The organism is Chitinophaga pinensis DSM 2588 (genome assembly GCF_000024005.1).
In the GTDB taxonomy this organism is placed as follows: Bacteria; Bacteroidota; Bacteroidia; order Chitinophagales; family Chitinophagaceae; genus Chitinophaga; species Chitinophaga pinensis.
The window spans coordinates 6,245,941-6,270,548 of record NC_013132.1 but is presented as its reverse complement, the minus strand read 5'-3'; the positions used below and the strand labels follow the sequence as shown (position 1 = coordinate 6,270,548).

Sequence of the window (24,608 nt, the reverse complement as noted above, 5' to 3'; positions counted from 1 at the left end):
GCAGGTTCCCTGATGGGTAAGGGGAGAAGGTTTCGGATAAAAGAACGTAGATAAATATGCCCTTGGAGCAAGCCGGCCCTGATGAACTGATATTGTAATAAAGGCAACGGGCGCCTCATTACCGAAGCGCCCGTGTATTATTCATTTAAGAAAATCAGATCGTAAACAGGCATTTGCATGCCAATTCTTAATTCCTAATTCCTAATTCTTAATTGTCTAAAAGACCTGTTCCACACGTCCCACACGTCCATCCGCAGTAATACCTTCTACTACAATACGGAAACGTTTAGAGAAGTCATTATTATAAAATTGGATCGTCCTGGCATAAGTAATGGAATCTACAGAAATGTAAGGGTTCCAGTACAGGGTCAGACGTTTGTCAGGCAGTTCATGTACTTCTTTCTTCACGGCGTAGTCAGGTGAATAGAACTCTTTCACCAGGCTGTAACCTGCTTTCTTCATACGCTCGAAACCACGGATGGTCTGATCGCCCTGGTTATCGCCACCTTTCTTGGTGTATACGGCAATTGCACCACCGGCGCCACCACCGAAACCACCCATAAACGGCGGACGGAATACTTTCACCAACGCAATGTCATTGACGTTCACGTTTGCCAGCATACTTACGTCGGTTGGCATTTCGTTCAGGTACAATGAAGGCTTACCCCCGCGCCATGACAAGGCAGGGTTGTTAAGATCGCCGGTGATATTCAGACCTGCCACTCTGGATTGCAGGTACTGGAATACGTTCAGCTGGAAAGGTGTTTCTTTGGTCAGGTCGAAGGTATAACCATCGCCGGAAGAGAACATCCCGGAGGTATAACGCTGCTCGGTCGTCTGCTGTGGCGTGATCTTTTTATCACGGATGTTCACCTCTTTCAGGTAAACGGTTTTATTGGTGATAGATCTGTTGACCTTATTGCTTTCATTGGCAGTGATCAGGAAACGGCTCATGGCTGCGTTATCCAGTCCCAGTGGTACACGGACAGGATAAGGCGTGCTTACCGGCTGATTGATATCGAAGAAGTGTTTATCGAAGGTCACCTGCACATCTTTTTTGCGCTGTTTGTCATTCCCCTGGAAGAATACCAGGACGGTATCCATGAACTGGATATTTGGAATTTCAAACTCTCCTTTATCATTTACTTCGGCAGAAGAGAAGGAGGTGCTGCTATCCAGCGGGTTTTTGAAGATAAAGTCCACTTTACCACCTGCTGCCGGATAACGGCCGGTATTGGTTACGGCTGTACCCTTGATGGACATGCCCTGTTCATAAGGGAACTTCAGCTGTGGCATGTCATTATTGAGGATCTTTTTCCAGCTGAATCTGCTCCATCCGTTTGTCAGCATCACCAGGTCGATCGCATCGACTGTTGCTTTGGCGGTATCTCTGAAGTACCAGGCCGGATTATAGACATATCCTTTCAGGTCGGAAGTCATCAGGAAGGTAGACAGGATATTGTGTTCATCCGGATCTTTCAGTACCTGGTCGGCATCTGTAATAGAGACGGACATGGTACTCTGCATACTATCCGGTGCAAACAGCTCGATGGAGCTCTTTCCTCTCGGCGTAGTAGTGATCTCCGCGTTCATGAAGCTGAGGTCAATCTGGTCTGCTTTCCGTACAAAGGCCAGTCGCTCGGAAACCGGCAGTCCTTTGTCGCTGAACAGGGTCACGTGTACGATACCAGTCGGCAGTCCCTGTGTAGGAATGAAACCGCTGATACGGCCTTCTCCTACATCGAGGAGTGCTTTATATACAAGCTGGTTCTGTACCTGACCGATGACCATCATCCTGCGGTAGGTGGTATCATCCGGGTTGGCCAGGGTAGCCTGGTAGAAAACACGGTTACCTCTGTTGTAGAGCTTCAGGGCTACACCCTCGGTGCTTGCTGCGGGGAGGTCAAATGTTTTCTGCTGACCGGCGCCTACTTTCACGACCGCACGGTATTGTTCACCAGCGGCGGGCGTCAGTTCGAACGTACCCATACCATCATGGATGGTTTTGATCTCTGCTACGGTTTCTTTCCTGCTGTTCTGTACCGTACCGGCGATGGCTACCGGGAAGCCATTCTGATCAATGGCTTTGAAGGCTACCAGACCAGCATTGTTTGCCAGCATATTACCCCCTTCCGGGAAGAACTGTACCGCAAAGTCGGCTTTGGCCGTATCCTTTGCCGGTACTGTCACCTTTTTAGAAGGGTCCAGTATTTCGATATTCTTGTAGAAAAGGAAGGACTGGTCATAGTTCAGCATCCAGGCAGTATATGCCCTGACCTGGTACTGACCGGATTTCAGGGTTTCGGGCAACTCAAAGTCACCAGCTGCGGCAGCGCCCTGAGCAGGCAGCCTTTTTTTAGTGACTACATTCCCGTCCTTATCCAGCAACTCCACATACAGGATGGAAGCCGTCAGAGAGGGCTGATTCTGAAGCATGATATATGCCTTGAACCACATCGTTTCGCCGGAGGCATAGATGTCTTTGTCAAAATGCAGGTATACTTTTTCCTGTGGGTAACGCTTTCCAAACAGTGCCAATGCATTTGTAACCTTATCCTGCCAGTCGTCAGCCGGCAACAGGGAGAATGCTGTAAGCACGCCTGCAGAACAGATAGGGATAATCCATTTTAGTCGGGTGTACTTTCTTATTGATGAAAATTCCATGCGGGACGATTTATTAATAACTATCTAATTTACGGTCAAAAACTAAGTGCTTTGCTTATTATTGCGGATGAAAGTAAGCATTTAAGTAAAATTTAAGAAAACCGCCCATCAATTTACTATGTTCGGCCCAATTGACCAATTCGTTGCCAGGTTTATTCAGCTCACGCCGGAAGAGCTGGAGATCTTCCATTCTCTCCTGGAACACAGGAAAGTGAAAAAGAAAAGTTTTCTCCTGAGAGAAGGGGAAGTCTGTGATTATGAGGCATATATCCTTAAAGGGTGTGTGCGTACCTTTTATGTGGACAAACAGGGCGCCGAAACCAATCTGACCTTTGCTATAGAGGACTGGTGGGTAGCTGACCTGGCCAGTTTCTCTGAGCAACAGCCCTCAAGACAAAATATTGAGACGCTGGAGGACTGTGAACTGCTGACCATCACCTTTGAGAATAAAAACCTGCTGTATCTGAAAGTGCCTAAGTTTGAAAGACTGTTCAGGATATTGTTACAACGTACGGCCAGTGTGATGCAGCAGCGTATTTATGCTTCTATCTCCCAGACGGCAGAGGAACGTTATCTCGCTTTTATGGAAAGATATCCTGCTATTGTACAACGTATTCCGCAGCATCATATTGCACGGTATATCGGTGTATCGCCGGAGTTTTTGAGTAAGGTGAGGAGTACGATGTACAGGAAAGGAAATTAGGAATTAAGAATTAGGAATTAAGAATTGGTTGAAAATGTGTGTTTATTGATTTATTTGCTCCAATTGAAATAGTGAAAATTAGGATAAATACAAAGGGTGTCCGCCATATGGCAGACACCCTTTGTATTTATAGTCAAAATCAGGATGCAGGGAAAAACGCCGGTTCAACAACACATTACACTCAACTCGCTTCACCTACTCAACGATCTCCCCTGCATTTGAATTCTTAATTCTTAATTCCTAATTCCTAATTGAAAGATGCGTCTTCCTTATTTAAAGACGAGTTGATTCGCCCAGTTTATCTCTTCCTGACTGATGGTATGTCCCATGTTATTATACACATTGACCGTAATATCAGCGCCCATGTCCTTCAGCACTTTCTCTGTGGCTTTTACACGGTCAACCGGTACATGCGGATCGGGATTACTGGTACCAATAAATACCGGGCTTCCGTTGAAATTCCCGCTGTAGTTCTCCGGATAGAGCTGATCGCCGATCAGTCCACCGGTAAAGGCTACCGTACCACCATATTTAGCCGCGTTACGGGTGATGAATTCCAGGGTCAGACAGGCGCCCTGGGAGAATCCGAGGAAATAGATATTTTCTGCTGCGATACCGTCTGCCACTACATCGTCCACCACTTCTTTCAGCACACTCAGTGCGGAAGACAGCCATGGTTCATTCTGAGCTGGTGGCATGAGGAACGAATAGGGGTACCATGTATGACCGGTAGCCTGCGGGGCTAACAGCGCATAGTCCTTTACGTTCAGGTAGTTGGCCAGTGTGAGGATGTCTTCCGCACTACCACCACGACCATGTATCATGATCAGCGCTTTCTTTGCTTCTGTCGTCTTTTTCCCTGCTGTTATTATATTCTTGGTATGCATAAGTTCAATTATCTGGATTATTCTCCTTCCTGTTTCAGCCAGATGTCCGCAAACTCTTCGGGATGTTTTTTGAACTGTGCGTGCACATAAGCACACAATGGTCTGACTTTCAGGTTGTGTTCACGGGCGTAGGTCACCATTCCATTCATCAGGATTCTGGCCAGGCCTTTACCTTCGACCTGGGGCATTATCTCTGTATGATAGGCGGTGAGTACGTCGCCGTCTATACCGATCACCATTTCACCGGCCTGTTCACCTTCATGCATTAGATAGAAGGCGCCGTGTTTTTTGGCATTGAGCCTGATTACTACTTCATCCATTTTATTCAGATTAAAGCGCTGGTAATACTTTTTCGATATCTGCGCGGATAGATTCATACTGTACCGGCAGTTTCAGGTTTTGTCCCAGTTGTTCCAGCGGTTCGTCTACGGTAAAACCGGGGTTGTTGGTCGCCAGTTCAAACAGTACGCCGCCTGGTTCTCTGAAATACAGGGAGTAGAAATAATCGCGGTTGATTTTCTGGGTGATATTGAGACCTTTTTTCAGGACTTTATCTCTGAACTGCATCAGCACCTCGTCATTTGCCACACGGAAAGCAACGTGGTGGTTAGTACCGCCACCGCCTTTACCGGCAGATTCTTTCGGAGATTCGATCAGGTCTACGATAGCAGCTTCCTGTACGGCGTCAGTAATGAAACGGTGACGGTTACCTTCCTGTTCCAGGAATTTATAACCCAGTACGTCTGTCAGGATATTAGCTGTCGGACCGATACTTCTGAGGTTCAGTACGATGCTGTGGAAGCCTTTGGTGGCGTGGGCCGCTTTTACTTCCGCCGTTTCCCAACCAGTACGGTTGTCTGCATTTTTAGGCACGATCAGGTTTAATTTCAGTCCATCGGGATCTTCGAATGGCAGGTACAGTTCACCGAATCTTTCTGCTACAGGACCATGTACCACATTTTTAGCGGCGAAGCGGTCAGCCCAGAAATCAAGGCTGCCTGCTGGAACGGAATAACCGATCTCTGTGGCCATACCGGTACCGGTGTTACCGCGACCGATGCCTTCCCATGGGAAGAATGTGAGGATGGTGCCGGGAGTACCGTGTTCGTCACCGAAATAGAAGTGATATGTACCGGGATCGTCGAAGTTCACTGTCTTCTTTACAAAACGAACCCCTAGTGTATCTGTATAAAACTGAAGGTTTCTTTTAGCATTATCAGCAATCGCTGTAATGTGGTGCAGACCTAATATTCTATCTTCCATAATAAATGTTTTAAAAGTTAATACGCCAATGTGCCAAAGCGTCCGTTCTTATAATCTTCTATTGCCTGGTCAACTTCTTCTTTCGTGTTCATCACGAAATTGTCTTTAGCAGCCACTGGTTCGTCAATTACTTCAGCAGAGAGGAACAGGATCTGACTGTCCTCATTGGCAGCTACAGAGAAGGTGCTGCCTTCCCTGTTGAATACGATCAGATGATGTTCTGCAACAGGGGTGATATCGTCGATGGTCACACGTCCATGTGCGACGTAGAGCAGGGTCCAGTAGTTTTCTGTGACGTTAAACTCTATTTCTTTTCCACCGGCGATTTCACCTACTGCTGAAATAACAGGTGTAAAAGAGATATTCACCGGCCCTGTCTGGCCTTCGAATGCGCCGCTTACAAGCCTTATGTTGACACCGTCCTGTTCAAAGATCCTGGGCATGTCTTCTTTCCGTACAAACTTGTAACGGGGATCATCCCATTTATGTGCAGCGGGTACATTGATCCATAACTGCAATATTTCTATTGTACCGCCTTCTTTATGCATCTGCTCTGAAGGGCCTTCACTGTGGAGGATGGCCTTTCCTGCAAACATCCATTGCGCATCGCCCGCATTCAGTAACTGGTCATTACCGGTGGTATCCTTGTGGTGTGCCTGTCCCTGTAACTGGAAGGTTACGGGTGCAAAACCACGGTGAGGATGGGGATGGATCCTTTCATCAGATCCCGGAGGAATGATGTCTGGTCCGCCGTGGTGCAACACGATAAACGGGTTGGCAAAACGGAAATCCTGGTGAGGTAATGGTTGTAATACCGTCTGTGTAGGGGTGATGTTTTTTGCTCTTCCTGCAAGGATGTGTGCAATATTCTTTTTCATAGCAGCTATTTTTTACCGGAGTGTTATCTGTGCTCCAGGGCGTATAATATTTCGTTCTTTAATAAACCACTGCCGCCACCAAAGTGTCTTTTCACGATGACATCGGGAGCGTGTTGTAAGAAGTGGGCGGTCAGTGCCGCTTCTTCATCAGGTGTGACCCCTGCGCACAACAAAACGATATCAAATGATGTCTGGTCAAAGGCAGCCAGTGCGGCTTCGTCTGTCGTCACCGCCAGTCCTTTCCAGTTCTCCGGTGCGTTCAGCAGGCGTTGCATTACTGTCATGATCTCGGCATTTCTTCCTATCGCAAGGATGTGCAGTTGTTGCGTATCCATATCAGTTGATTTAGTCGAGGTGAGCAGCGATCGTTGCAATCGGATTACGGCTTCTGGCAGTTAATTCCCTTGTTTTATAAGGTTCTTCCAGTTTTTCCGCGCTGTCGATATAACCCAGTGCTACAATGGATACGGCTTCTTCGTTAGCGCCCAGACCAGCGGTTTCAGCAAACTGCTGTTTATTGAATCCTGCCATTACGTGCGCATATATTTCCATGTTCAGTGCCTGTAACAGCATGAAGGAGGTAGCCATACCGACGTCGTGCATGAAGTAATGATTCTTCTGCTGGGTGTCAGGCGTTTCACGGATACCCACGGTTGCTACCAGTGCGGCTGCATTTTTTGCCCAGGGTTGGTTACCCTGTGCTAATGTAGCCAGCAATTTGTCAAAACCAGGTGTACCACGTAAAGCATATATAAACCTCCAGGGCTGGGTATTGTTCGCACTTGGCGCCCATGAACCGGCTTCGAGGATGGTCTCAAGCGTTGCCGCACTTATATCTTTTGTAGAGAAGGAACGAGGGCTCCATCTGTTTTTAATCAGATCAATTACATCGTATTGTGTATTGGCAATCTTAATAGACATGTTCTTTAGTTTATATTTAATGTTTACGTTAAGCAAAGGTATATGTAACAAATCATGCTTTTCAGGCAATGACTTGTCGATTTCAACTGAATAAAGGTATATCTATCACAAGCAGCTCGGCATTTTTTTCCAGTGCGGTGATATTGAGTTGCCCAGGATCAGTTATACCGTATCCATCTCTGGCGTTCAGTTCCTGTCCGTTGACAGCAAATGACCCGCTGATCACGAAGAAATAGACGCCGTTGCCCGGTTTTTTCACTGCGTACTCTGTAGTGATGCCTTTATCGAAGCGGCCCATATAGAACCAGGCATCCTGATAGAGCCAGGTACCTTCTCCGTTTTTATCAGGAGAGATCAGCTGTTGCAGGATATTCTTCCTGTCAGCGATATTGATCTTCGCCTGGTCATAGCGGGGTGTTACGTTCAGCTGATTGGGAAACAGCCAGATCTGCAGGAAACGGGCGGTTTTATCAGGATAGGCATTGTATTCACTGTGAAATACACCGGTACCGGTGCTCATTACCTGTATCTCTCCGGCTTCAGTGATTACGGTATTGCCGAGATTGTCTTTATGTTCCAGCGCGCCTTCGAGCGGAATGCTGATAATTTCCATATTATCATGAGGATGGGAATCAAAACCCCGTCCTCCGGCTACCACGTCATCATTCAATACTCTCAGTGCGCCAAACTGCATCCTTTCGGGATTATAGTAATTAGCAAAACTGAAGGTATGGTGGCTGTCTAACCAACCGTGGTCTGCATGTCCGCGGGTGTCTGCCTTATGTAATATCGTATTTGCCATGATTCGGTGTTTTATATGTTGCAACAAATATACGCCGGTATCTCACAGCAATCCATTAATGTAGCTTAAGAAATCGCCGGGGAGGAAGGAGCTGAGGGACAGCCGGTGTGGCTGTAGGGGCATAAGGGCCTGATTACAAATATATTTGCGCCTGATGGCCATCATTGGCCCTCGGGAGTACATGCGCTAATTTTATCCTGCAGCCGGTCATAAGAAAAGGTTAATTCAACAGGATTTAGAAACCAATCAACATTTCATTTGTTTAACTCAAGGAAGGAACAGGCCTGGCCGACTGGATAGACATTTAACTTGCTAAAACACAACACGATGGAAATCTACATCAGCGAAGAAGACATTCTTCTCAATATCCAGAATAAGTTTCGCGAGGTATATCCCTATCTGAAACTCGAATGTTATCTCTGTCCGCATACTACAGAAACGGTGAGTGCCAACAGTCAGAAAGTAGCGGCGGATACGCCTATTGAAGATATCCGGCTGGTGCATAGCTTTGGCTGGATAGATATCGGTGAGCAACGCACCGTAGCAGAAGTAGAAAAAGACTTCTATCGTGATATGGGACTCGCGATCCAGGTATTCCGCCGGCATAAGACCGGCTGGTTACAAACAACAAGAACAGATAACCTTACGCTTGCGGAGCAGAATGAACTGGGCAGGGAAAGTGTGACTGCAGAAACAGCAGACACGGAAATAGATGCCTAGTTCCGCCTGCTAAGACCCGCCTTTATGCAGCAATAAATTCTACAGTGGTGTTTCAGCATGTATACAAATATACTGGCTGACCACGCTTATGTTTATAGTATATTATCCGTGGCTTATTCTTTGTTCCTGTAATATTATTACTCACACTTAAAACTAATAAACATGGGACAAAATAATAACGACCAGAATGAACTCCATAATGATCTGACAGGTAAAGCGGAACAGTCTGAAGCGGAACTGGAACAAGCAGGAAAAGATATTGACCAGACTGAAGATGAAAGTCAGAATAAGGGCGCTGAAGATGTAACACCTGAAGCGGATAAAGAACATCCGGAATTGAAGGAAGCACCTGAAAGCCTTAAAAATTCTCATTAACAGACTTAAACAGCAAGCTTATGCCAGTAGTGAACGTGAATAATCGCAATCAATATGCACTGATTACCGGTGCCACCAGTGGATTCGGATATGAATTAGCAAAATTGTTTGCCGGAGACGGTTATAGTCTGATACTTGTGGCGCGCTCTGAAGAACGTCTGCAGGAAGTCGCTACCGAACTGAAACAGCAGTATTCAGTGGAAGTGACACCTATTTCCGCAGACTTATTCAGACCGGAAGCTGCAAAGGAAATATATGACGAAGTACAGGCAAGAGGTATTGTGGTAAATTACCTGGTGAATGACGCCGGACAGGGAGAATGGGGTAAATTTATTGATATAGATCTGCAACGAAGCCTTGATATCATACAATTAAATATTTCTTCGCTGGTGGCGCTAACAAAGTATTTTGCTACTGATATGGCGGCACGTGGAGAAGGGCATATTTTACAACTGGGTTCTGAAGCAGGGAAGGCGCCTATGCCACTATTATCAGTATATGCGGCAACAAAAGCATTCGTTATCTCTTTCAGCGCTGCCATCAGCAATGAACTGGAAAGTTCCGGTGTACATGTAACCGTACTGCTGCCCGGAGCTGCGGACACCGACTTTTTCCATAAAGCAAATATGGAACATACGAAAACTTATAGGGAAGAGTCTTTGCAGACGCCGGAAGAAGTGGCCAAAGATGGCTATGAAGCTTTGATGAGTGGCGAAAGTCGTGTAATATCCGGCGGCAAGACAAAGATGCATGTTTATATGGCTAACCTGATGAGTGATGATGCAAATGCGGTAAACATGCGTAAACTAATGGAGCCGTCAACTAAAGAAGACGGTAGAGAACATGCAGATCATGGACCATCCCGAAGGGAAAGAGAAGCGATTGGACATGCGTCGGGAGATCTGGAAGAGAGATAGGCATTATGCCTATCTCTCTTATTTTATGGCTACTGTTGCCGCTTCCGGTAAACAGCCGACCAGATAAACTTTTTGAAATAATATACTTCCTGTTCCAGGGTATATCCTGCGGATGTAAATAAGGGTCTTACATTCGCCAATGCGCTGGCCTCTACCGCACACAGAATTCTGAAGAAAAGATACATTGAATTTAACAGCAGCTGTTGCCAGTATGGCGCCTGTTGGCGGTAATGAAAATCCGTAAACAACCATCTGCCGCCCGACAACAATAAGCTATCCAGATGCCGGAATACATCTGGTATTCTTTCCGCTTTAAAATTATCAAAAAGAAACGGTGTGATGATAATATCAAAGCCGGTAATATCTGTTTGAGCGAGATTAAAATCTTCAATAGCCAGATGAATAAAATGTACCTCATTGGGTTGATAAGGCTGCTCTTTTGCCCTGGCGATCATATTCGCAGAAATCTCTACATAATATATACGTTGACCCGGAGCACATTTTGCAGCGATCCTTTCCAGTATCCATCCGGTACCGCCACCGGCAATAAGGATGTTGCTGTCAGGTGGAATGTATGACAACAATGCCGTCTGCGCATCCTGCTGCGCACTGCCGAATACTACGCCACTCAGCAAATCATAGTACCGGGCAATATTATCATAGTTATTCTTCATGTGCCTGTAAATTAACAGAAAAGGGTCAGGGCGCCAAAAGCAACCCCAACCCCATATACACAAAACGAGACAAGTTGTATCAGTGATCAGCCAGCACTACTTTTACCTGCTGTCCTTTCTTCTTGGGCGTTGCCAGCAGGAGTAGGGGCAGCGCACAAAGGAATACAATGCCTACCAGCAGATAAGCGTCATTGAAGCTGAGTAAAGATGTTTGTTTGACAATATTGGCATCCATCAGCCGGAGGGCTTTTGTATGTGCTTCCACCGCCCCTGTGCCTTTGGATATAAAGAATTGCGTGTAATCGGCCAGGCGTTTTACAGCAGCAGGATTGTCGAGCGTGATATTGGATACAAGGTCTGAGCGGTGTACTGCATTACGGTTGGCGAGATAAGTATTCACCATGGCGAGTCCGAAGGAACCACCCAGCTGACGCATCATATTATTGAGCGCTGCCCCCTGTGCAAAATCTGCCGGAGCGAGTGAAGATACCGCCAGTACCGATAAAGGCACTGTAATCATCGCTAGTCCGACACCTCTTAATATCAATGTATTCGTCAGACCGCTTGCACTGACATCCAGGTTATATCCTGACATCTGCCAGCTGAAAAGGATGAACATGGACATCCCCAGGGTGATCATTACTATCGGAGAGATGCCCCGTTGTAACAGCCGGGCAGAGATGATCAGCCCTCCGATCGCGAGAATCGCCCCTGGTAACAACAGCAAGCCTGTTTGCGTGGGGGTGAAATTGAGTAATCGCTGTGCAAATACCGGTGTCAGAAATACAGAGCTGAACAACCCTACGCCTGATACAAATGTCATGACGGCTGCCAGACTAAGATTCCTGCTTTTGAGTACCCGCAGATTGACGACGGGGGTAGGTGTGGTCAATTCCCACCATACGAACAGCAACAAGCCAAAGAATGCGGTCACACTCAGAAAAATGATATATCCGGCTTCAAACCAGTCGTCCGTTTCACCTCTTTCCAGTACTGTCTGCAGCGAACCAATACCTATTGCCAGCAGAATGATGCCGGCCCAGTCGATGCTACTGGCTTTTACCTTGATCTCCGGTTCTTTCAGCAGCGCATAACAGATACTGGCAGCTACGATACCGATAGGAATATTGATATAGAATATCCATGGCCAGTCATAAAACTCAGTGATATAACCACCCAGTGTCGGACCGATTGTCGGTCCTACGAAAACACCCACCCCAAATAATGCACTGGCGATATTCTGTTTCTCTTTTGGAAATAATTCAAATACGATCACCTGGGATACGGAGAGCAGCGCACCACCACCTATACCCTGCAAGAAGCGGAATGTAACCAGGAGCCAGATGTTGCTGGCCTGTCCGCACATAAATGAAAAGAACGTAAAAGCAATAATAGAACCGATATAGTAATTCCGTCTTCCCAGTTTGTTGACAAGAAAGCTGGTGATCGGAATGATGATCACATTGGCGATGGCATAGGCCGTGATCACCCAGGAAGTATCCTCAAGGGTGGCGCCGAGATTACCACTCATATGCGACAGCGCCACGTTGACGATAGAGGTGTCGATCAGCTCCATTACCGCAGCAGCAATAACGGTGATCAGCAGGATGATCCTTTTCATGTGTAGAGGTTATGAAAGGACTATAATTATACCATTCGGTATAATTATAGTCCGAAAAAGGGAAAGATTAGTTCCTTTGATTCAGTACGGCGTATGCGTCAGCTGGAGAAGAAAGGAAGAGTTTATAGAAGTCGGCGGTATTGCCTACATGTATTTCGTAGTTGTCAGTAGCAAATGCATCCAGTAAAGCGCTGGCTACACCAGCTGCCGGCATACCATTTTCACCACCGATCTCTTTGGAGAACTCTGTATTTACCAGTGGCGGCATCAGTTCGAATACTTTGATATTAGTATCGGACAGTGTGAAACGGAGTGTCTGTGTATAGGAGTGGAGCGCAGCTTTGCTGGCGGCGTATCCTGGTAATCTGTGACCCGGTGTAATTGCTACGATAGAAGAAACGTTTACGATCGCTGCTTCCGCCTGTTGAGATAACAATGGCAACAGTAATTCATTCAGTCTGAGAACAGACAGGTAGTTGGTGTGCATTTCATGTGCCGCTTTGCTGAATGCATCTGCACCTGCTTCCAGTTTATATACCTGTGCCGCTGCTGCATTATTGATTACGACATTCAGTGCCGGGAAGTCCTTTTTCAGTGTATCTACCAGTGCCAGTACATCTGCTTCTTTTGATACATCTGAAACGATCGCTGTCACATTTTTCAGCTGAGCCACTGCTTTGTTAAGTGTATCTGCATTTCTACCAGTGATGATCACCTGGTTACCACTTTCTGATAATAATTTAGCTGTTTCAAAACCGATACCGGCGCCACCGCCAGTGATTAATACGGTATTATTTACTGTTTTCATTTTCTTTTGTTTTATGTGTTATATGGATTATACCGATTGGTATATTTATATGTAAAAAAATATTTAGAGTGAATCAATGTATCGTTGTGTCGCTTCCATGATACTCTTACCATAGCTACGTTTGGCGGTAGTCCGGGCGATCATGATAGCGCCCTGTACCATGGCCATTAGTGTCAATGCGGCTTGTTCCGGATCAGTACCTGCGGAGATTTCTCCGCTCTGAATACCTGTTTCGATCAACCTGACAGCCCTGTCTTTTATTGCTTCCAAGGCATCTGCTACTCTTGCTCTCAGTGCCGGATGTGTATCATCTGCTTCTGTAGCCGTATTTAAAAGCGGACAACCGCCTGTCGGATAGGCAACAGGACGTTCGTCGGCGAAGATCCTGGTACGTACTTTCAGTTTGTCTTTGATCGTTATTGCTTTTTCTTCTTCCGCGTTGAGGTAGGACCTTAGTTTGAGGAGATTGTAATCAAATGAGGCCAGTGCCACTTCATCCTTGTTAGCGAAGTTGCCGTAGATGCTACCTTTTGTTAATCCGGTAGCCTCTGTCATGTCAGATAGGGAAGTACCTGCGAATCCTTTTGTGTTGAAAATGGGTGCGGTCTTCTCTACAATAAACTGTCTTGTTTTTTCTGCCTTGCTCATAAGTGTTTTGATTAAGACAATACAAAATTATACCAGTTGGTATTATCTACCAAATAAATTAATTCCTTCAGAAGTGATTGTTTGTAATTTATTGATAATCAATAAATAATGTAATTATGCAAGCAGGTGTAAAATGTGGACAAGTGCCTTAGTATAACCTGATTTGCTGTCTATTTATAACTTAAAGTTATCCGTAATCACTTATGATGATTTCCTTTACACCCCGGAAGAGCTGACATTTGTGTCATCAAAAAGAAAATAAAAGACTAGCAATATGAATACAATCGTGCACAATGAAGGGGTCAGACAGGAGGGGCTCCCACATACAGGCAGAAAGCATTTCCTGGACAGGAGTATTACGACGCGTGAAGTGATTTTTATACTGGCACTGGCTGTATGTATGACACCCTGGATCTCTGCTCCGGTTGCACTAATGGGTGGACTGATCATCGCACAGTTTATCGGTCATCCATTCCTGCATCTGAATCATAAAGCCACGCATATATTGTTGCAGATTTCTGTTGTAGGACTTGGTTTCGGGATGAATATACACAGTGCGCTGAAAGCGGGTAGTGAAGGTTTTATATTTACCATTGCCTCTATTACGGGTACATTGCTGATCGGTTATGTGACCGGAAAGTTGTTGAAAATAGATAGCAAGACTTCTCACCTGATATCCTGTGGAACTGCCATCTGTGGTGGTAGTGCCATTGCCGCAGTATCTCCGGTGATTAAGGCGGAAGAGAAACAACTCTCTGTTGCACTGGGCACTGTATTTATCCTCAATTCCGCGGCCTTGTTCCTGTTTCCTTTTGTCGGTCATCTCTTACATCTTTCACAGAATCAGTTTGGCTTATGGAGTGCGATTGCCATCCATGATACCAGTTCAGTAGTAGGTGCAGCCGGTAAGTACGGTCCGCAGGCATTAGAAGTAGCGACTACCGTTAAGCTGGCCCGTGCTCTCTGGATCATTCCTGTGACCCTGCTGACAGCCATCTGTTTTAAAACAGGTAAGCAGAAAATGAAGATCCCTTATTTCATCGGCTTGTTTATTCTCGCGATGCTGGCACATACCTATTTCCCTATGGAAGCAGCGGGTGAGGTGGTGGTCCGCGTAGCGAAAACAGGTCTTACCATCACCTTATTCCTGATCGGAGCAGGACTCTCCCGGGATGTACTGAAAGGGGTTGGTGTGAAGCCGCTTATGCAAGGAGTATTCCTCTGGGTATTGATCTCCGGCGCGGCTTTGTGGGCGGTGATGACACTTGCAGCCTAAGCCTTTTTATCATCAGCAAAACGCTTACACGATCATTCGTGTAAGCGTTTTGCTGATGTAGCTGCGATATCCTTGTACTATTTAAGTGCTTGTGTCCATTGTAATGCTGCTTCCATCACTTTGTCATCTTGCTGCATGTATGCGTCAACAGTCATTTGTATCGGTTTATGAGGAATGATACCATGGCCGGCGTGTTTCGGCGGACGCACATCCATGGCATATTTGACGGTGGGAATCCATATGCTGACTTTACTGAATGGAAGCACTGTTTCTATCAGTTGTCCGGAGTGATTGCCTTCATAAGCGCCACCGGTTTCTTCTCCGAAGAAAATCGCTCTGTCATTGCTATATGCAACGGCGCAAAATTCTGCAGCAGCAGAAAAGGTTTGTCCGTTGATCAATACTGCGACCTGATAATCATAGTGTAGCACGACGGGATGTTGTAAGCCCAGTCCTGGTTTGCCGCTGAGTTTCTTTTTATCTTTTTCCAGGTAGCGGTAGTAGTGGAATGGTTGCCTGGAAAGATAGCTGTACAGCAGTACGCCATAGGCATCCCTGCCGCCACCATTATCCCGCAGGTCAATGATCAGTTTTTTAACACCTGCTTTCTTTAACTGCCGGAATGATTGTTCGAGAAAAGCGGGGTAGTCCAGTTTAGCTTCCTGCAGATCACTATAACCGAAAGTCTTAATAGTTAAGATGCCGGTTTTAGCATTTGTGATGAAAAAAGACAATAGCGTCGTCGTGGTGGACGGTGTTTTTAATGCATTGATGGCGGTTTCTTTTGCGGCCGTCAGAGAGACTGTTTTTGTTTGTCCGGAGGGTGCTGTATATGTTACCGTGAAGCCCCCGGAATAGCCGTAAGCGAGGTAATAGTAAAAGTAAAAGATCTGGTTCAGTACAAGATTTCTCTTTGTCGTGTTATAACCGTCAGCCATCAGGTATCCCCGCATTTTTTCCAGCATGACATTCGCAGGATGTGAGTTGACACTGATCAGCTGACTACCTGCCGGAATGGTATTGTCTACACTGCTGGTGATGAAAATGCTGTCTTCCGTAATGTAGGTCAGCAGGGGCAGATAACTATTTTCTGTATGAATGAATTGTGCGAACGGGGCGGGTGCGCCGCTGGACAGGTGTCCGTCACCTACAGCACTCAGCAATATTTTCACGATACCATAGAACTGCCGTTCGTCTGTATCATCATTGATCTGCTGGTAACAGCTGTCGAATAAATCTGCCCATTTATTTTCAGGTATGTAAGCATATATATCGGGATGTGTAGCGAGCAGTTTTGTTTTCAGTAGTTGCAGGTCTGCCTTCAGCGAATCCGCACGTTGCGCAGAAACGGAAAAACAGCAACAGTGCAGGATGATGACTGTCAGCAGGGTTGTAATACGGGTGAACATATACCCAAGGTAACATATTTATTGTTAGTTGTAGAACTGTTTGAAGCGGGCTATTTCCTTGTCCAGTTTGCCTTGTGTGCTTTTGTTGAAGGGGGTGATGGGGTAGAGGTCGATAAGCACTTCTTTCTTTTTAAATGTCCGCTTCCAGGTACCCGCGATCTGTCCTTTGACAAGGATGATATTGCTGAAGAGGGGATTGCCGTCCCGGTTCAGGGAGGATGCGCTGTCGCCACTGTGTATCACTTCCCTGTCTTTGTAGGCAACAAGATATTCGTCATAGTTAGGAATGAGCAATACGTCATTGCCCGTGGATGTGGCTTCCGTTGCTTGTGCCGGACCATAACAGGTTAATTCGCCGAAGGGTGCTGTATGCAACTGATCCTGTACGAGTTGTAATCCTTCGCGGGCGGCTGTGACGGGCAGTCCGCTCCAGCCGGTAAAATCTTTCAGGGTAGCGGGACCGTGGCTGTTGAAATAGCGGAGTGCCAATGTAGCCAGGGCTTCCTGCCGGTTTTTGCCGGGCGCGGGAGCTACACGTTCTTCAAACAGGGCATAGGTGATCTGTTTGTCACGTTTACCACCGTTACAGATGATCATATCCTGTTCTGCCTGTATCAGCAGGAAGTTCATACGGAGATCATCGGTAGCGATCTTTGCTTTTTGGAGTTCGGCTGTAAGTTCGGTACGGGTCAGTTGTTTGCCGTCTTTAAGGGCTTTTTCGAAGACTTTATTGCTTTTCCGGTATATTTTATCATCCAGTTCCAGTTTGCGGTTATAAGTGCCCATTGACTGCTTTATATAGGGACTGCTCAGTTCCAGCATCCAGCGTACATCGGAGGGGTGTACCAGGTGCCAGGTGGGGCGCAATATGTGGGTACGTACCAGTTTACCGTCGGCAATACATTGTTCTATTTCCCGGTGATTGGCCGCAGGCAGTCGCATACCGACCGCCCACTTGGACATTTCGTAGTCCTGGGCCTGTACTGCGCCGCACCAGTGTACCAGATCCGGGGCGTTTTTAAAAGCGGGTGTTGCAAGTTGTTGATTAGTAAGGCGTTGCTGCAGGAGTTGTTTGGCTGTCATCAGTTGTTGTTTGTTTCCGTGGACAAAGGAAAGATACGAAGATGACAACAGTATGTCAGCAGCTGCAGATAATTGTTCGTTCAGATAGTCTTGAATGTCCCATTAGAAGGGCATTATAACGTCATTACGCCGTTACCGCTCCGTTCCTGAACGAAGAGATAGCGGCGTAATAGCGATGTAATATGGGGATACATCGAAGAAAAAGCATTTATACTAGCAATCTCCGTCTGGTCCGCAGGTTTGACCTTCTATGATCTCCAGATCTGAAGGCTGCGTACTTTTCCATTCACCTACAGATTTCGTCAGCACTTCCAGGAAGGTTTCGGAGGCCTGTGCGCCGGAAACACCATATTTCCTGTCAAAAACGAAGAAAGGAACGCCTCTGATACCCAGTGTTTCTGCTTCATCGATATCACGACGTACTTCCGTTGTAAATGACTGACTACCAACCAGGTTTTTTAATACGCTTTCTTCCAGACCGATTTCCTTACCCAGGGCCACCAGGGTATCCGGATTACTGAAATCCTTTCCTTCGGTGAAATAAGCCTTAAATAATCTTTCTTCGGCAGCATCGCCCAACTGGTGTTTTTTAGCCAGCTGTATCAGCCTGTGGGCGTCAAAGGAGTTGGCTACAACCGCCTGTTCCATATTGTAAGTCAGTCCGAGGGTCGCTGCTAATCCTGTTACCTGGTTATTCATCTGTTCTGCCTGTTCGTAAGGGATGCCCTTTCTTTTGGACAGGTAGGTATACAGGTTGTCGCCGTGTCCTGACTCGATGGTAGGATCCAGCTGGAAACTGTGCCATTCTATTTCTACAGATCCGGCGTCAGGAAATTGTTCCATAGCGGCTTCAAACCGGCGTTTGCCGATGTAGCACCAGGGACACATGATATCTGACCAGATCTCTACTTTCATTTTATTCGCTGTGCTCATAGTATCGTTTTCTTTTGTAAAGTTCCTAAACATACTTTACTTTTGAAAGTGGTATCCCGATGGAAAGTACTTTCATCGGGGAAACTATAGGGAAGTATTATGAACAGGAAAACACAGACATCAGAGAAGTCTGAAACTTGTACGGAGCATCTCCGTGCCATCCACGATACGATGGACGTGCTGAATGGTAAGTGGAAGATCGCTATTATCGGGTCTTTACGTTTTGGAAAACGCCGCTTTATGGAACTGCAGAGGGAAGTAGAGGGAGTGGGTTCTAAAATGCTCTCCAAGGAGTTGCGGGAGCTGGAAATGAATGAGCTGGTGAGAAGAACGGTTTACGATACCAAACCTGTCACTGTGGAGTATGAACTGACTGATTATGGTAAAACCCTGGAAAGCATCATTGACGAAATGGCGAAATGGGGTCATTCTCACCGTAAAAGGATTATGCATCCCGTAAATCAGTTAGACCTACAGGATGCACTAAGCCATCTTTAACCTTCAACCTAAAACTGAAACTTTCTTTACGAAGCGATCGAAATATGCTTTTTCCAGCGCCTCCCGGTGGTCTGGGTGGGCGATCTCTATCAGTGCTTTTGCACGTTGTTTAAGACTTTTCCCAAACAGATTGGTTCTGCCGTATTCGGTGATCACCCAGTGCATATGTCCACGGGTCGTCACTACACCTGCGCCTTCTTTCAGGAAGGGGGTAATGCGGGAGATGCCTTTACTGGTTACGGACGGCAATGCGATGATGGGTTTACCACCCTCTGAGAGGGAAGCGCCCCGCATAAAGTCCATTTGTCCGCCGATACCGGAATACTGATAAGTACCAATAGAATCCGCGCATACCTGGCCGGTCAGGTCTATTTCGATCGCACTATTTATAGCCGTCACTTTAGGATTCTGACGGATAATGCTCGTATCATTCACATAGCTGATATCCATGACCCTAAGGGCAGGATTGTCATTGACGAAGTCGTATAATTTTCGTGTGCCCGCCATAAATGCGGTCACTGATCTGCCCCTGTTCAGTTTTTTCAGACTGTTATTGATCACGCCATTTTCAATCAGCGGAATCACCCCATCTGACAACATCTCGGTGTGTAGTCCCAGGTTCTTGTGTTGCGTGAGGTTCTTCAGCACCTGGTCAGGAATATTACCGATACCTAATTGCAATGTCGCCCCATCTTCCACCAGTTCGGCGATATTACGGCCGATCTGTTCTGTTACTGCTGTGGCTTGCTGAGAGTAATCTACTTCCGGCAATGCGGCTTTTTGCCATACCGCCGCATGAAAGCGGGAGAAGTGTATGAAGGCTTCGCCATGTGTACGCGGCATCATGGGATTGACCTGTGCAATCACATATTTAGCGACGTCGATCGCTGCTCTGGCAATATCCACAGAAGTACCAAGGGAACAGTATCCGTGCGCATCGGGAGGGGATACCTGTACGATAGCCACATCCGGTGGTAAGATATTATCTCTGAACAGCTGTGGTATCTGACTGAGGAAGATGGGTACATAGTCGCCGTCGTCACTGTTTACGACGGAGCGGTTGGCGGCGGAAACAAACAATGAATTGACATAAAAACTTTTACGGTATAGCGGGTTGTCGAAGTCAACATCTCCCAGTGTGGTGATGCTGACGAGTTCTACATCACTGAGGTCGGCGTGCCTGTTCTGTAATGCCCTGAGCAGGTGAACGGGTGTAGCTGCGCTACCATGAATAAATACACGATTACCAGACTCAACGCACTTTACGGCTTCCGCCGCGGTGATATATGAAATGTCAGACATAGTATTGTATTTTAAGAACGATGCCCCAAAATTATGCCTGCCTGCCAAGATAAAACATGACAAAGATTAGTCGGAAAGATGATATATGTTAGAATGCGAGTTGTCCCTGTACGTATTGTACCTGGGGGACAATGACCTGTGGAATGGCGCTGATGTGGTATACAGCTGTTTCAACGTCGCGGGAAGCGACGATGACTTCGGTTCTGCCTGCGTGCGGACGGAAAAGCTCCAGCACCAGTTCGGGGTTATTATTATCCCTGGAAAGATGGGATAACAGGAGGTGTGTCATATATGCCGGCTTATGCGCTTTAAAGACTTCCAGCGCCTGTGTATTAGAAAGATGACCTTTCCCTCCCCGGATGCGCTTCTTCAGGAAAAACGGGTACCGTCCCTGTTCCAGCATCTTTTCGTCATAGTTGGCTTCCAGGAATGCCGCATGACATTGTTTAAAATGCCTGATCAGGTTACTACAGGGCACACCAATGTCTGTAAACACACCGATACATATTTCATCTGCTGTGATCATGAAACTATGTGGTTCTATAGCGTCATGCGCTTTAGAGAATGCATGTACCGTCAATGTACCGATGATTACGGGCGTTGCTTCATCAAAGACCTTTACGTTATCTGCATGGAGGTTCAGGCCACCGTGCAGCATGGTTTTCTCGGTGATATAGACCGGGAGACTGTATTTTTTAGATAATACTTCCAGTCCGCGGATGTGATCGGAATGTTCGTGCGAAATAAAGATGGCTTTTACTATATCCATCTTCAATCCCAGCCTTTTCATCCGTCTCTCCGTTTCCCGGCAGGAGATACCCGCATCTATCAGAACGGCTTCTGTGGCGTTTCCGATATAATAACAGTTTCCGTTGCTGCCGGAGTTGAGTGACGTAATTTGCAGTGACATAGCACCGCAAGTTTACTAAAAATTTTAGTTATTTTACAATCCATTCATGAATACCTGCAGCATTTTCTACCGGAAGCTGTATTTCCAGCTTTAAGGCGCTTGTTTTTACCGGTTCAAACTGTACGCTATCGTATTTGTCTTTCTGTACGGAATAAGGCGTTGTATTCTTTACAGGGATCCATTGGTCACCTTGTTTGTACAGTATTCTCCAGGAGGCGGGTATGCGGCAACCACCAAACGGACTGTCGTCATACCAGTAAACTTCGGAACCGGACACCGTGTATTCCTGGTCAAAGTCATACTGTACCCATTCCAGTGTATTGTGTTTCGGCCACCAGTGCAGGTACATGGAATTGTTATCCTGCGAGTTCAGCGGCTGGTACTGGTCGTTTAGTGCGAGGTACATCCTTTTATTGGGCGTAGAGGCGCTTACTTTACTTTTGGAGGCGATGGTCGGAGCGGGTTTTGGTCTGGCGGCGGAAGCTTCATAAGGAATCCATACGGTCATTTCTGAAGGGCCGCGGTTCGCCCATGTGTAATAGGGAATGGCGGTGACCATCTGTGTGGTACTGATCAGCTGATCGGTGTTTAGTTGTCTGCTGGCAGCAGTACCCTGCATTTCCAGTACGGTTACGCCGTTCAGCATGCTGGGTTTATAAACGGCATTGACAACAGCATTTTTATCCACTACGATATTCTGTACGGCGGCGTCTTTGTTGTCCGGGCCTTCCAGACAATACATAAGCGGACCGCGTTGTAAGGCGAAGCGGTCTTTGTCACTGGTTACAGATGTACTGGCCAGTACTTTCTGTACCTGCATGGGGAATTCAAAACTGATCTTATCGCCGGCTTTCCAGCTACGTTGCAGTACGGCGTATCCTTTTTCTGTTTTATAGGAGAGTGGTTTGCCATTCAGGAGAATGACCAGCGCCTGCTGTGCGCTGCTGTCTGCATCGAAATAGAGATTGCCGGGAACAGGTTTGTCATTGGCCCATTCAGGTATGCGGATGTGCAGGGTGAAAGGTGTTGTTTTAGCCGGATTGACAGTGATGGCTACTTTACCATCCCAGGGATAGTTGGTTTGCTGTACCAGCTGTACTTTGCCGGCGGGGAGCGTTATATTGGCTGTATTGCCTGCAAACAGATTGACGTAGAGATCGTTTTTATTCTGCGCATATACATATCCCGGCATGGAGGGTAGGAAGCGTGTCATATTGGATATACAACAGGCGCAACCAAACCAGGCGCTACGCTGATGCTGGCCCATGGACATCAGCGGGTTGGGGTAAAAGAACCTGTCTCCGCTGAGCGATACACCTGACAGGAGTCCATTGTACAGTGTACGCTCCAGAATGTCGATGTATTTCGCATCGCCATGAAGGAGAAACATCCTGCTGTTCCAGTATACGTTGGCGATAGCCGCGCAGGTTTCTGCATAAGCAGACATATTCGGCAGGTCATATGGTTTCCCGAAAGCTTCTCCATTACCGGTAGCGCCGATACCTCCTGTGATGTACAATTTCTTTTCTACCACATCGTGCCAGATATCGTCTATTGCATGGAGGTATTGCCGATCGCCGGTCAGGGCGGCTACATCTGCCATGCCGGTGTACATGTAGGTGGCTCTTACTGCATGTCCGACAGCTTCGTGCTGGTCTACTACTTTTTTATAAGACTGATTATATTCACCGCTATGTTTTTTACCCGGACCGCGTACATCGAGAAAGAACTTCGCAAGGTCGAGGTAGGATTTATTACCGGTAACACGGTACATTTTAGTCAGACCCGTTTCAACGATCTGGTGACCAGGGAATCGTTCTTCTTTACCAAAACCGAATGTCTGCACCAGCAGGTCTGCGTTTTTAACAGCGATATCCAGCAGGTTGCGTTTGCCGGTAGCCTGGTAATGGGCGACGGCGGCCTCAAAGAGATGTCCGGAGTTATATAGCTCATGACTGAGATCTTCTTCTTCCTCCCATCTGCGGGATCCTATCCATGCGTGCGGTTGTGCGGCGTTGACGGTCCGGAAGGTGTAGAGATAGCCATCTTTCTCCTGTGCGGCGCCGATAATATCGATCAGTGTATCCAGGTATTTTTCCAGTGCAGGATCTTTTTTCATCTGGAGACTATACGAGGCGCCTTCTATTACTTTATAGACGTCGGTATCATCGAACGTATACTCTGTCATTTTATCACCCGGCAGGGTATGTGCCGCACGTTTGAAATTATCAATCCTGCCGGTTTTCTGACATTGTTCCAACGTATAGGGTATTGTTATGTCCGCATTTACTCTTATTTTTGGCGCCCAGAAGTTATCTGTTACCTGTACCTGAGTAAACGCAACCGGCTGAATGGGATAATCTCTTTTCAGCTGTCCCTGTACCATTGTACTGATGCCTGTCAGTGAAAGAATAACGAAGCATAATTTCATAAAATGAGAATGAGTTTTGGCAATGGCTAAAGTTATGTATTGTCGTGTGACATCATTTGAAATATATTAATCAGCATTAATCGGATTTTATCTGAAATTTGCACCTCATCAGACTGGACGAGGAGAATCGTCAGCTGAAGGAAGAAACTTGAAAAATTGAAAGTATCGAAGTGATGAGTGTAAGCGGACATCGTTATTTTGCTATTAACAAACCGTATAATATGGTTTCCCAGTTTATCAGCCCTGATAAGGTCCGGTTACTGGGGGACCTCGATTTTGACTTTCCGGAAGGTACACATGCCGTGGGCAGGCTGGATAATAATTCAGAGGGGTTACTCCTGCTGACGACCAATAAAAGGGTGACCCGCCTGCTTTTTGAAAGTGAACAACCCCATAAAAGAGCTTACCTGGTGATGGTGAAAAATATTGTCACCCAGGAGACGATTGAAAAGTTAAGAAATGGCGTTACCATCCGGATCAAAGGAGGTGTAGACTGGGTCACTACGCCCTGTGAAGCGGAGATCGTTGAGAAACCCGCTTATATTGCGCCACGCGAACATCACCCCGTTAAGGAATTTCTGCCTCATTCCTGGCTGCTGATCACTCTTACAGAAGGAAAATTCCACCAGGTCCGTAAGATGACCTCGGCTATCCATCACCATTGCGATCGTCTGATCCGCGTATCCATAGAAGATATGGAGCTGGGCGACCTGCCTCCAGGAGGGGTGCGGGAAATAGAAGAAGAAACCTTCTTCCGCCTGCTGAAAATAGAGAACTGGCAACCGGAAGCGTCAATATTACCGCAGGAATGAGCAATATGCCATTAGTTTGCTGCTGAGATTCTTGGTATTTTGCCTGCTTCCATTATCATGCTTAAAGAATCTA

General features: G+C 46.6%; 25 protein-coding genes. 7 read left to right on the top strand and 18 right to left on the bottom strand.

Going from position 1 to position 24,608, the window contains the following annotated elements:
* Positions 1 to 216: 216 nt before the first annotated feature.
* A complete protein-coding gene (locus CPIN_RS24890; protein ID WP_012792620.1) occupies positions 217 to 2,664 on the bottom strand; it encodes an MG2 domain-containing protein in 2,448 nt (815 codons plus the stop codon).
* 118 nt (positions 2,665 to 2,782) lie between these two features.
* On the opposite strand from CPIN_RS24890, the gene CPIN_RS24885 reads away from it, so the two are divergent.
* Complete coding sequence (locus tag CPIN_RS24885) at positions 2,783 to 3,367, top strand: Crp/Fnr family transcriptional regulator (RefSeq protein WP_012792619.1); 585 nt, start codon at positions 2,783 to 2,785, stop codon at positions 3,365 to 3,367.
* 269 nt (positions 3,368 to 3,636) lie between these two features.
* Here the strand turns inward: CPIN_RS24885 and CPIN_RS24880 are convergent, their stop codons facing one another.
* The 7 genes from CPIN_RS24880 to CPIN_RS24850 form a co-directional block, all read right to left on the bottom strand.
* The gene (locus tag CPIN_RS24880) at positions 3,637 to 4,254 is read right to left on the bottom strand and encodes an alpha/beta hydrolase (protein ID WP_012792618.1); all 618 of its coding nucleotides are present in this window, start codon (positions 4,252 to 4,254) and stop codon (positions 3,637 to 3,639) included.
* Positions 4,255 to 4,271: 17 nt separating this feature from the next.
* Positions 4,272 to 4,574 carry a GNAT family N-acetyltransferase gene (locus CPIN_RS24875; RefSeq protein ID WP_012792617.1) on the bottom strand — a complete coding sequence of 101 codons (303 nt, stop codon included), beginning with the start codon at positions 4,572 to 4,574 and terminating at the stop codon, positions 4,272 to 4,274.
* A gap of 10 nt (positions 4,575 to 4,584) precedes the next feature.
* Positions 4,585 to 5,517 carry a ring-cleaving dioxygenase gene (locus tag CPIN_RS24870; protein ID WP_012792616.1) on the bottom strand — a complete coding sequence of 311 codons (933 nt, stop codon included), beginning with the start codon at positions 5,515 to 5,517 and terminating at the stop codon, positions 4,585 to 4,587.
* Positions 5,518 to 5,534: 17 nt separating this feature from the next.
* Positions 5,535 to 6,395, bottom strand: a complete 861-nt coding sequence (locus tag CPIN_RS24865) for a pirin family protein (RefSeq protein WP_012792615.1) — start codon at positions 6,393 to 6,395, stop codon at positions 5,535 to 5,537.
* Between the two features lie 23 nt (positions 6,396 to 6,418).
* Entirely contained in the window at positions 6,419 to 6,730 is a 312-nt protein-coding gene (locus tag CPIN_RS24860) for a hypothetical protein (RefSeq protein ID WP_012792614.1), read from the bottom strand.
* A 10-nt stretch (positions 6,731 to 6,740) separates the two neighbouring features.
* Positions 6,741 to 7,316 carry a nitroreductase family protein gene (locus tag CPIN_RS24855; protein ID WP_012792613.1) on the bottom strand — a complete coding sequence of 192 codons (576 nt, stop codon included), beginning with the start codon at positions 7,314 to 7,316 and terminating at the stop codon, positions 6,741 to 6,743.
* 82 nt (positions 7,317 to 7,398) lie between these two features.
* Positions 7,399 to 8,118 carry a pirin family protein gene (locus tag CPIN_RS24850; protein ID WP_012792612.1) on the bottom strand — a complete coding sequence of 240 codons (720 nt, stop codon included), beginning with the start codon at positions 8,116 to 8,118 and terminating at the stop codon, positions 7,399 to 7,401.
* Positions 8,119 to 8,445: 327 nt separating this feature from the next.
* Here CPIN_RS24850 and CPIN_RS24845 point away from each other — a divergent pair, with 327 nt between their 5' ends.
* The 3 genes from CPIN_RS24845 (at position 8,446) to CPIN_RS24835 (ending at position 10,130) form a co-directional block, all read left to right on the top strand.
* Entirely contained in the window at positions 8,446 to 8,838 is a 393-nt protein-coding gene (locus CPIN_RS24845; RefSeq protein ID WP_012792611.1) for a hypothetical protein, read from the top strand.
* A 162-nt stretch (positions 8,839 to 9,000) separates the two neighbouring features.
* Complete coding sequence (locus CPIN_RS24840) at positions 9,001 to 9,213, top strand: hypothetical protein (protein WP_012792610.1); 213 nt, start codon at positions 9,001 to 9,003, stop codon at positions 9,211 to 9,213.
* A gap of 20 nt (positions 9,214 to 9,233) precedes the next feature.
* Positions 9,234 to 10,130, top strand: coding sequence for an SDR family NAD(P)-dependent oxidoreductase (locus CPIN_RS24835; RefSeq protein ID WP_012792609.1), 897 nt, complete (start codon positions 9,234 to 9,236; stop codon positions 10,128 to 10,130).
* Between the two features lie 29 nt (positions 10,131 to 10,159).
* Here the strand turns inward: CPIN_RS24835 and CPIN_RS24830 are convergent, their stop codons facing one another.
* From CPIN_RS24830 to CPIN_RS24815, 4 genes are all read right to left on the bottom strand, one after another.
* Positions 10,160 to 10,804: a class I SAM-dependent methyltransferase gene (locus tag CPIN_RS24830; protein ID WP_012792608.1), complete on the bottom strand. Its 645-nt coding sequence runs from the start codon at positions 10,802 to 10,804 to the stop codon at positions 10,160 to 10,162.
* A 79-nt stretch (positions 10,805 to 10,883) separates the two neighbouring features.
* Positions 10,884 to 12,425, bottom strand: a complete 1,542-nt coding sequence (locus CPIN_RS24825; RefSeq protein WP_012792607.1) for a DHA2 family efflux MFS transporter permease subunit — start codon at positions 12,423 to 12,425, stop codon at positions 10,884 to 10,886.
* Between the two features lie 67 nt (positions 12,426 to 12,492).
* Positions 12,493 to 13,233 carry an SDR family oxidoreductase gene (locus CPIN_RS24820; RefSeq protein ID WP_012792606.1) on the bottom strand — a complete coding sequence of 247 codons (741 nt, stop codon included), beginning with the start codon at positions 13,231 to 13,233 and terminating at the stop codon, positions 12,493 to 12,495.
* 63 nt (positions 13,234 to 13,296) lie between these two features.
* Entirely contained in the window at positions 13,297 to 13,881 is a 585-nt protein-coding gene (locus CPIN_RS24815) for a TetR/AcrR family transcriptional regulator (RefSeq protein WP_012792605.1), read from the bottom strand.
* Between the two features lie 274 nt (positions 13,882 to 14,155).
* Here CPIN_RS24815 and CPIN_RS24810 point away from each other — a divergent pair, with 274 nt between their 5' ends.
* Positions 14,156 to 15,157: a YeiH family protein gene (locus tag CPIN_RS24810; RefSeq protein WP_012792604.1), complete on the top strand. Its 1,002-nt coding sequence runs from the start codon at positions 14,156 to 14,158 to the stop codon at positions 15,155 to 15,157.
* 77 nt (positions 15,158 to 15,234) lie between these two features.
* On the opposite strand, the gene CPIN_RS24805 is transcribed toward CPIN_RS24810, so the two are convergent.
* The 3 genes from CPIN_RS24805 to CPIN_RS24795 form a co-directional block, all read right to left on the bottom strand.
* On the bottom strand, positions 15,235 to 16,566 hold the full coding sequence (locus tag CPIN_RS24805; RefSeq protein ID WP_012792603.1) for a S41 family peptidase: 1,332 nt from the start codon (positions 16,564 to 16,566) through the stop codon (positions 15,235 to 15,237).
* Positions 16,567 to 16,590: 24 nt separating this feature from the next.
* Entirely contained in the window at positions 16,591 to 17,649 is a 1,059-nt protein-coding gene (locus CPIN_RS24800) for a winged helix DNA-binding domain-containing protein (RefSeq protein ID WP_012792602.1), read from the bottom strand.
* Positions 17,650 to 17,862: 213 nt separating this feature from the next.
* Positions 17,863 to 18,582, bottom strand: a complete 720-nt coding sequence (locus tag CPIN_RS24795; protein ID WP_148230636.1) for a DsbA family oxidoreductase — start codon at positions 18,580 to 18,582, stop codon at positions 17,863 to 17,865.
* A gap of 99 nt (positions 18,583 to 18,681) precedes the next feature.
* Here CPIN_RS24795 and CPIN_RS24790 point away from each other — a divergent pair, with 99 nt between their 5' ends.
* On the top strand, positions 18,682 to 19,080 hold the full coding sequence (locus tag CPIN_RS24790) for a winged helix-turn-helix transcriptional regulator (protein ID WP_012792600.1): 399 nt from the start codon (positions 18,682 to 18,684) through the stop codon (positions 19,078 to 19,080).
* Positions 19,081 to 19,083: 3 nt separating this feature from the next.
* Here CPIN_RS24790 and CPIN_RS24785 read toward each other — a convergent pair whose 3' ends face one another.
* From CPIN_RS24785 to CPIN_RS24775, 3 genes are all read right to left on the bottom strand, one after another.
* Positions 19,084 to 20,382 carry an acetyl-CoA hydrolase/transferase family protein gene (locus tag CPIN_RS24785; protein WP_012792599.1) on the bottom strand — a complete coding sequence of 433 codons (1,299 nt, stop codon included), beginning with the start codon at positions 20,380 to 20,382 and terminating at the stop codon, positions 19,084 to 19,086.
* Between the two features lie 88 nt (positions 20,383 to 20,470).
* On the bottom strand, positions 20,471 to 21,292 hold the full coding sequence (locus CPIN_RS24780; RefSeq protein ID WP_012792598.1) for an MBL fold metallo-hydrolase: 822 nt from the start codon (positions 21,290 to 21,292) through the stop codon (positions 20,471 to 20,473).
* A 28-nt stretch (positions 21,293 to 21,320) separates the two neighbouring features.
* A complete protein-coding gene (locus CPIN_RS24775) occupies positions 21,321 to 23,723 on the bottom strand; it encodes a glycoside hydrolase family 127 protein (protein ID WP_012792597.1) in 2,403 nt (800 codons plus the stop codon).
* 173 nt (positions 23,724 to 23,896) lie between these two features.
* Between CPIN_RS24775 and CPIN_RS24770 the strand changes: the two genes are divergently transcribed.
* Positions 23,897 to 24,535, top strand: coding sequence for a pseudouridine synthase (locus CPIN_RS24770; protein ID WP_012792596.1), 639 nt, complete (start codon positions 23,897 to 23,899; stop codon positions 24,533 to 24,535).
* The last annotated feature ends 73 nt before the right edge of the window (positions 24,536 to 24,608 follow it).

Excerpts from the sequence above, each read along its gene's own strand:
- CPIN_RS24890 (WP_012792620.1), bottom strand. The coding sequence starts at position 2,664 with ATGGAATTTTCATCAATAAGAAAGTACACCCGACTAAAATGGATTATC.
- CPIN_RS24885 (WP_012792619.1), top strand. The coding sequence starts at position 2,783 with ATGTTCGGCCCAATTGACCAATTCGTTGCCAGGTTTATTCAGCTCACG.
- CPIN_RS24880 (WP_012792618.1), bottom strand. The coding sequence starts at position 4,254 with ATGCATACCAAGAATATAATAACAGCAGGGAAAAAGACGACAGAAGCA.
- CPIN_RS24875 (WP_012792617.1), bottom strand. The coding sequence starts at position 4,574 with ATGGATGAAGTAGTAATCAGGCTCAATGCCAAAAAACACGGCGCCTTC.
- CPIN_RS24870 (WP_012792616.1), bottom strand. The coding sequence starts at position 5,517 with ATGGAAGATAGAATATTAGGTCTGCACCACATTACAGCGATTGCTGAT.
- CPIN_RS24865 (WP_012792615.1), bottom strand. The coding sequence starts at position 6,395 with ATGAAAAAGAATATTGCACACATCCTTGCAGGAAGAGCAAAAAACATC.
- CPIN_RS24860 (WP_012792614.1), bottom strand. The coding sequence starts at position 6,730 with ATGGATACGCAACAACTGCACATCCTTGCGATAGGAAGAAATGCCGAG.
- CPIN_RS24855 (WP_012792613.1), bottom strand. The coding sequence starts at position 7,316 with ATGTCTATTAAGATTGCCAATACACAATACGATGTAATTGATCTGATT.
- CPIN_RS24850 (WP_012792612.1), bottom strand. The coding sequence starts at position 8,118 with ATGGCAAATACGATATTACATAAGGCAGACACCCGCGGACATGCAGAC.
- CPIN_RS24845 (WP_012792611.1), top strand. The coding sequence starts at position 8,446 with ATGGAAATCTACATCAGCGAAGAAGACATTCTTCTCAATATCCAGAAT.
- CPIN_RS24840 (WP_012792610.1), top strand. The coding sequence starts at position 9,001 with ATGGGACAAAATAATAACGACCAGAATGAACTCCATAATGATCTGACA.
- CPIN_RS24835 (WP_012792609.1), top strand. The coding sequence starts at position 9,234 with ATGCCAGTAGTGAACGTGAATAATCGCAATCAATATGCACTGATTACC.
- CPIN_RS24830 (WP_012792608.1), bottom strand. The coding sequence starts at position 10,804 with ATGAAGAATAACTATGATAATATTGCCCGGTACTATGATTTGCTGAGT.
- CPIN_RS24825 (WP_012792607.1), bottom strand. The coding sequence starts at position 12,425 with ATGAAAAGGATCATCCTGCTGATCACCGTTATTGCTGCTGCGGTAATG.
- CPIN_RS24820 (WP_012792606.1), bottom strand. The coding sequence starts at position 13,233 with ATGAAAACAGTAAATAATACCGTATTAATCACTGGCGGTGGCGCCGGT.
- CPIN_RS24815 (WP_012792605.1), bottom strand. The coding sequence starts at position 13,881 with ATGAGCAAGGCAGAAAAAACAAGACAGTTTATTGTAGAGAAGACCGCA.
- CPIN_RS24810 (WP_012792604.1), top strand. The coding sequence starts at position 14,156 with ATGAATACAATCGTGCACAATGAAGGGGTCAGACAGGAGGGGCTCCCA.
- CPIN_RS24805 (WP_012792603.1), bottom strand. The coding sequence starts at position 16,566 with ATGTTCACCCGTATTACAACCCTGCTGACAGTCATCATCCTGCACTGT.
- CPIN_RS24800 (WP_012792602.1), bottom strand. The coding sequence starts at position 17,649 with ATGACAGCCAAACAACTCCTGCAGCAACGCCTTACTAATCAACAACTT.
- CPIN_RS24795 (WP_148230636.1), bottom strand. The coding sequence starts at position 18,582 with ATGAGCACAGCGAATAAAATGAAAGTAGAGATCTGGTCAGATATCATG.
- CPIN_RS24790 (WP_012792600.1), top strand. The coding sequence starts at position 18,682 with ATGAACAGGAAAACACAGACATCAGAGAAGTCTGAAACTTGTACGGAG.
- CPIN_RS24785 (WP_012792599.1), bottom strand. The coding sequence starts at position 20,382 with ATGTCTGACATTTCATATATCACCGCGGCGGAAGCCGTAAAGTGCGTT.
- CPIN_RS24780 (WP_012792598.1), bottom strand. The coding sequence starts at position 21,292 with ATGTCACTGCAAATTACGTCACTCAACTCCGGCAGCAACGGAAACTGT.
- CPIN_RS24775 (WP_012792597.1), bottom strand. The coding sequence starts at position 23,723 with ATGAAATTATGCTTCGTTATTCTTTCACTGACAGGCATCAGTACAATG.
- CPIN_RS24770 (WP_012792596.1), top strand. The coding sequence starts at position 23,897 with ATGAGTGTAAGCGGACATCGTTATTTTGCTATTAACAAACCGTATAAT.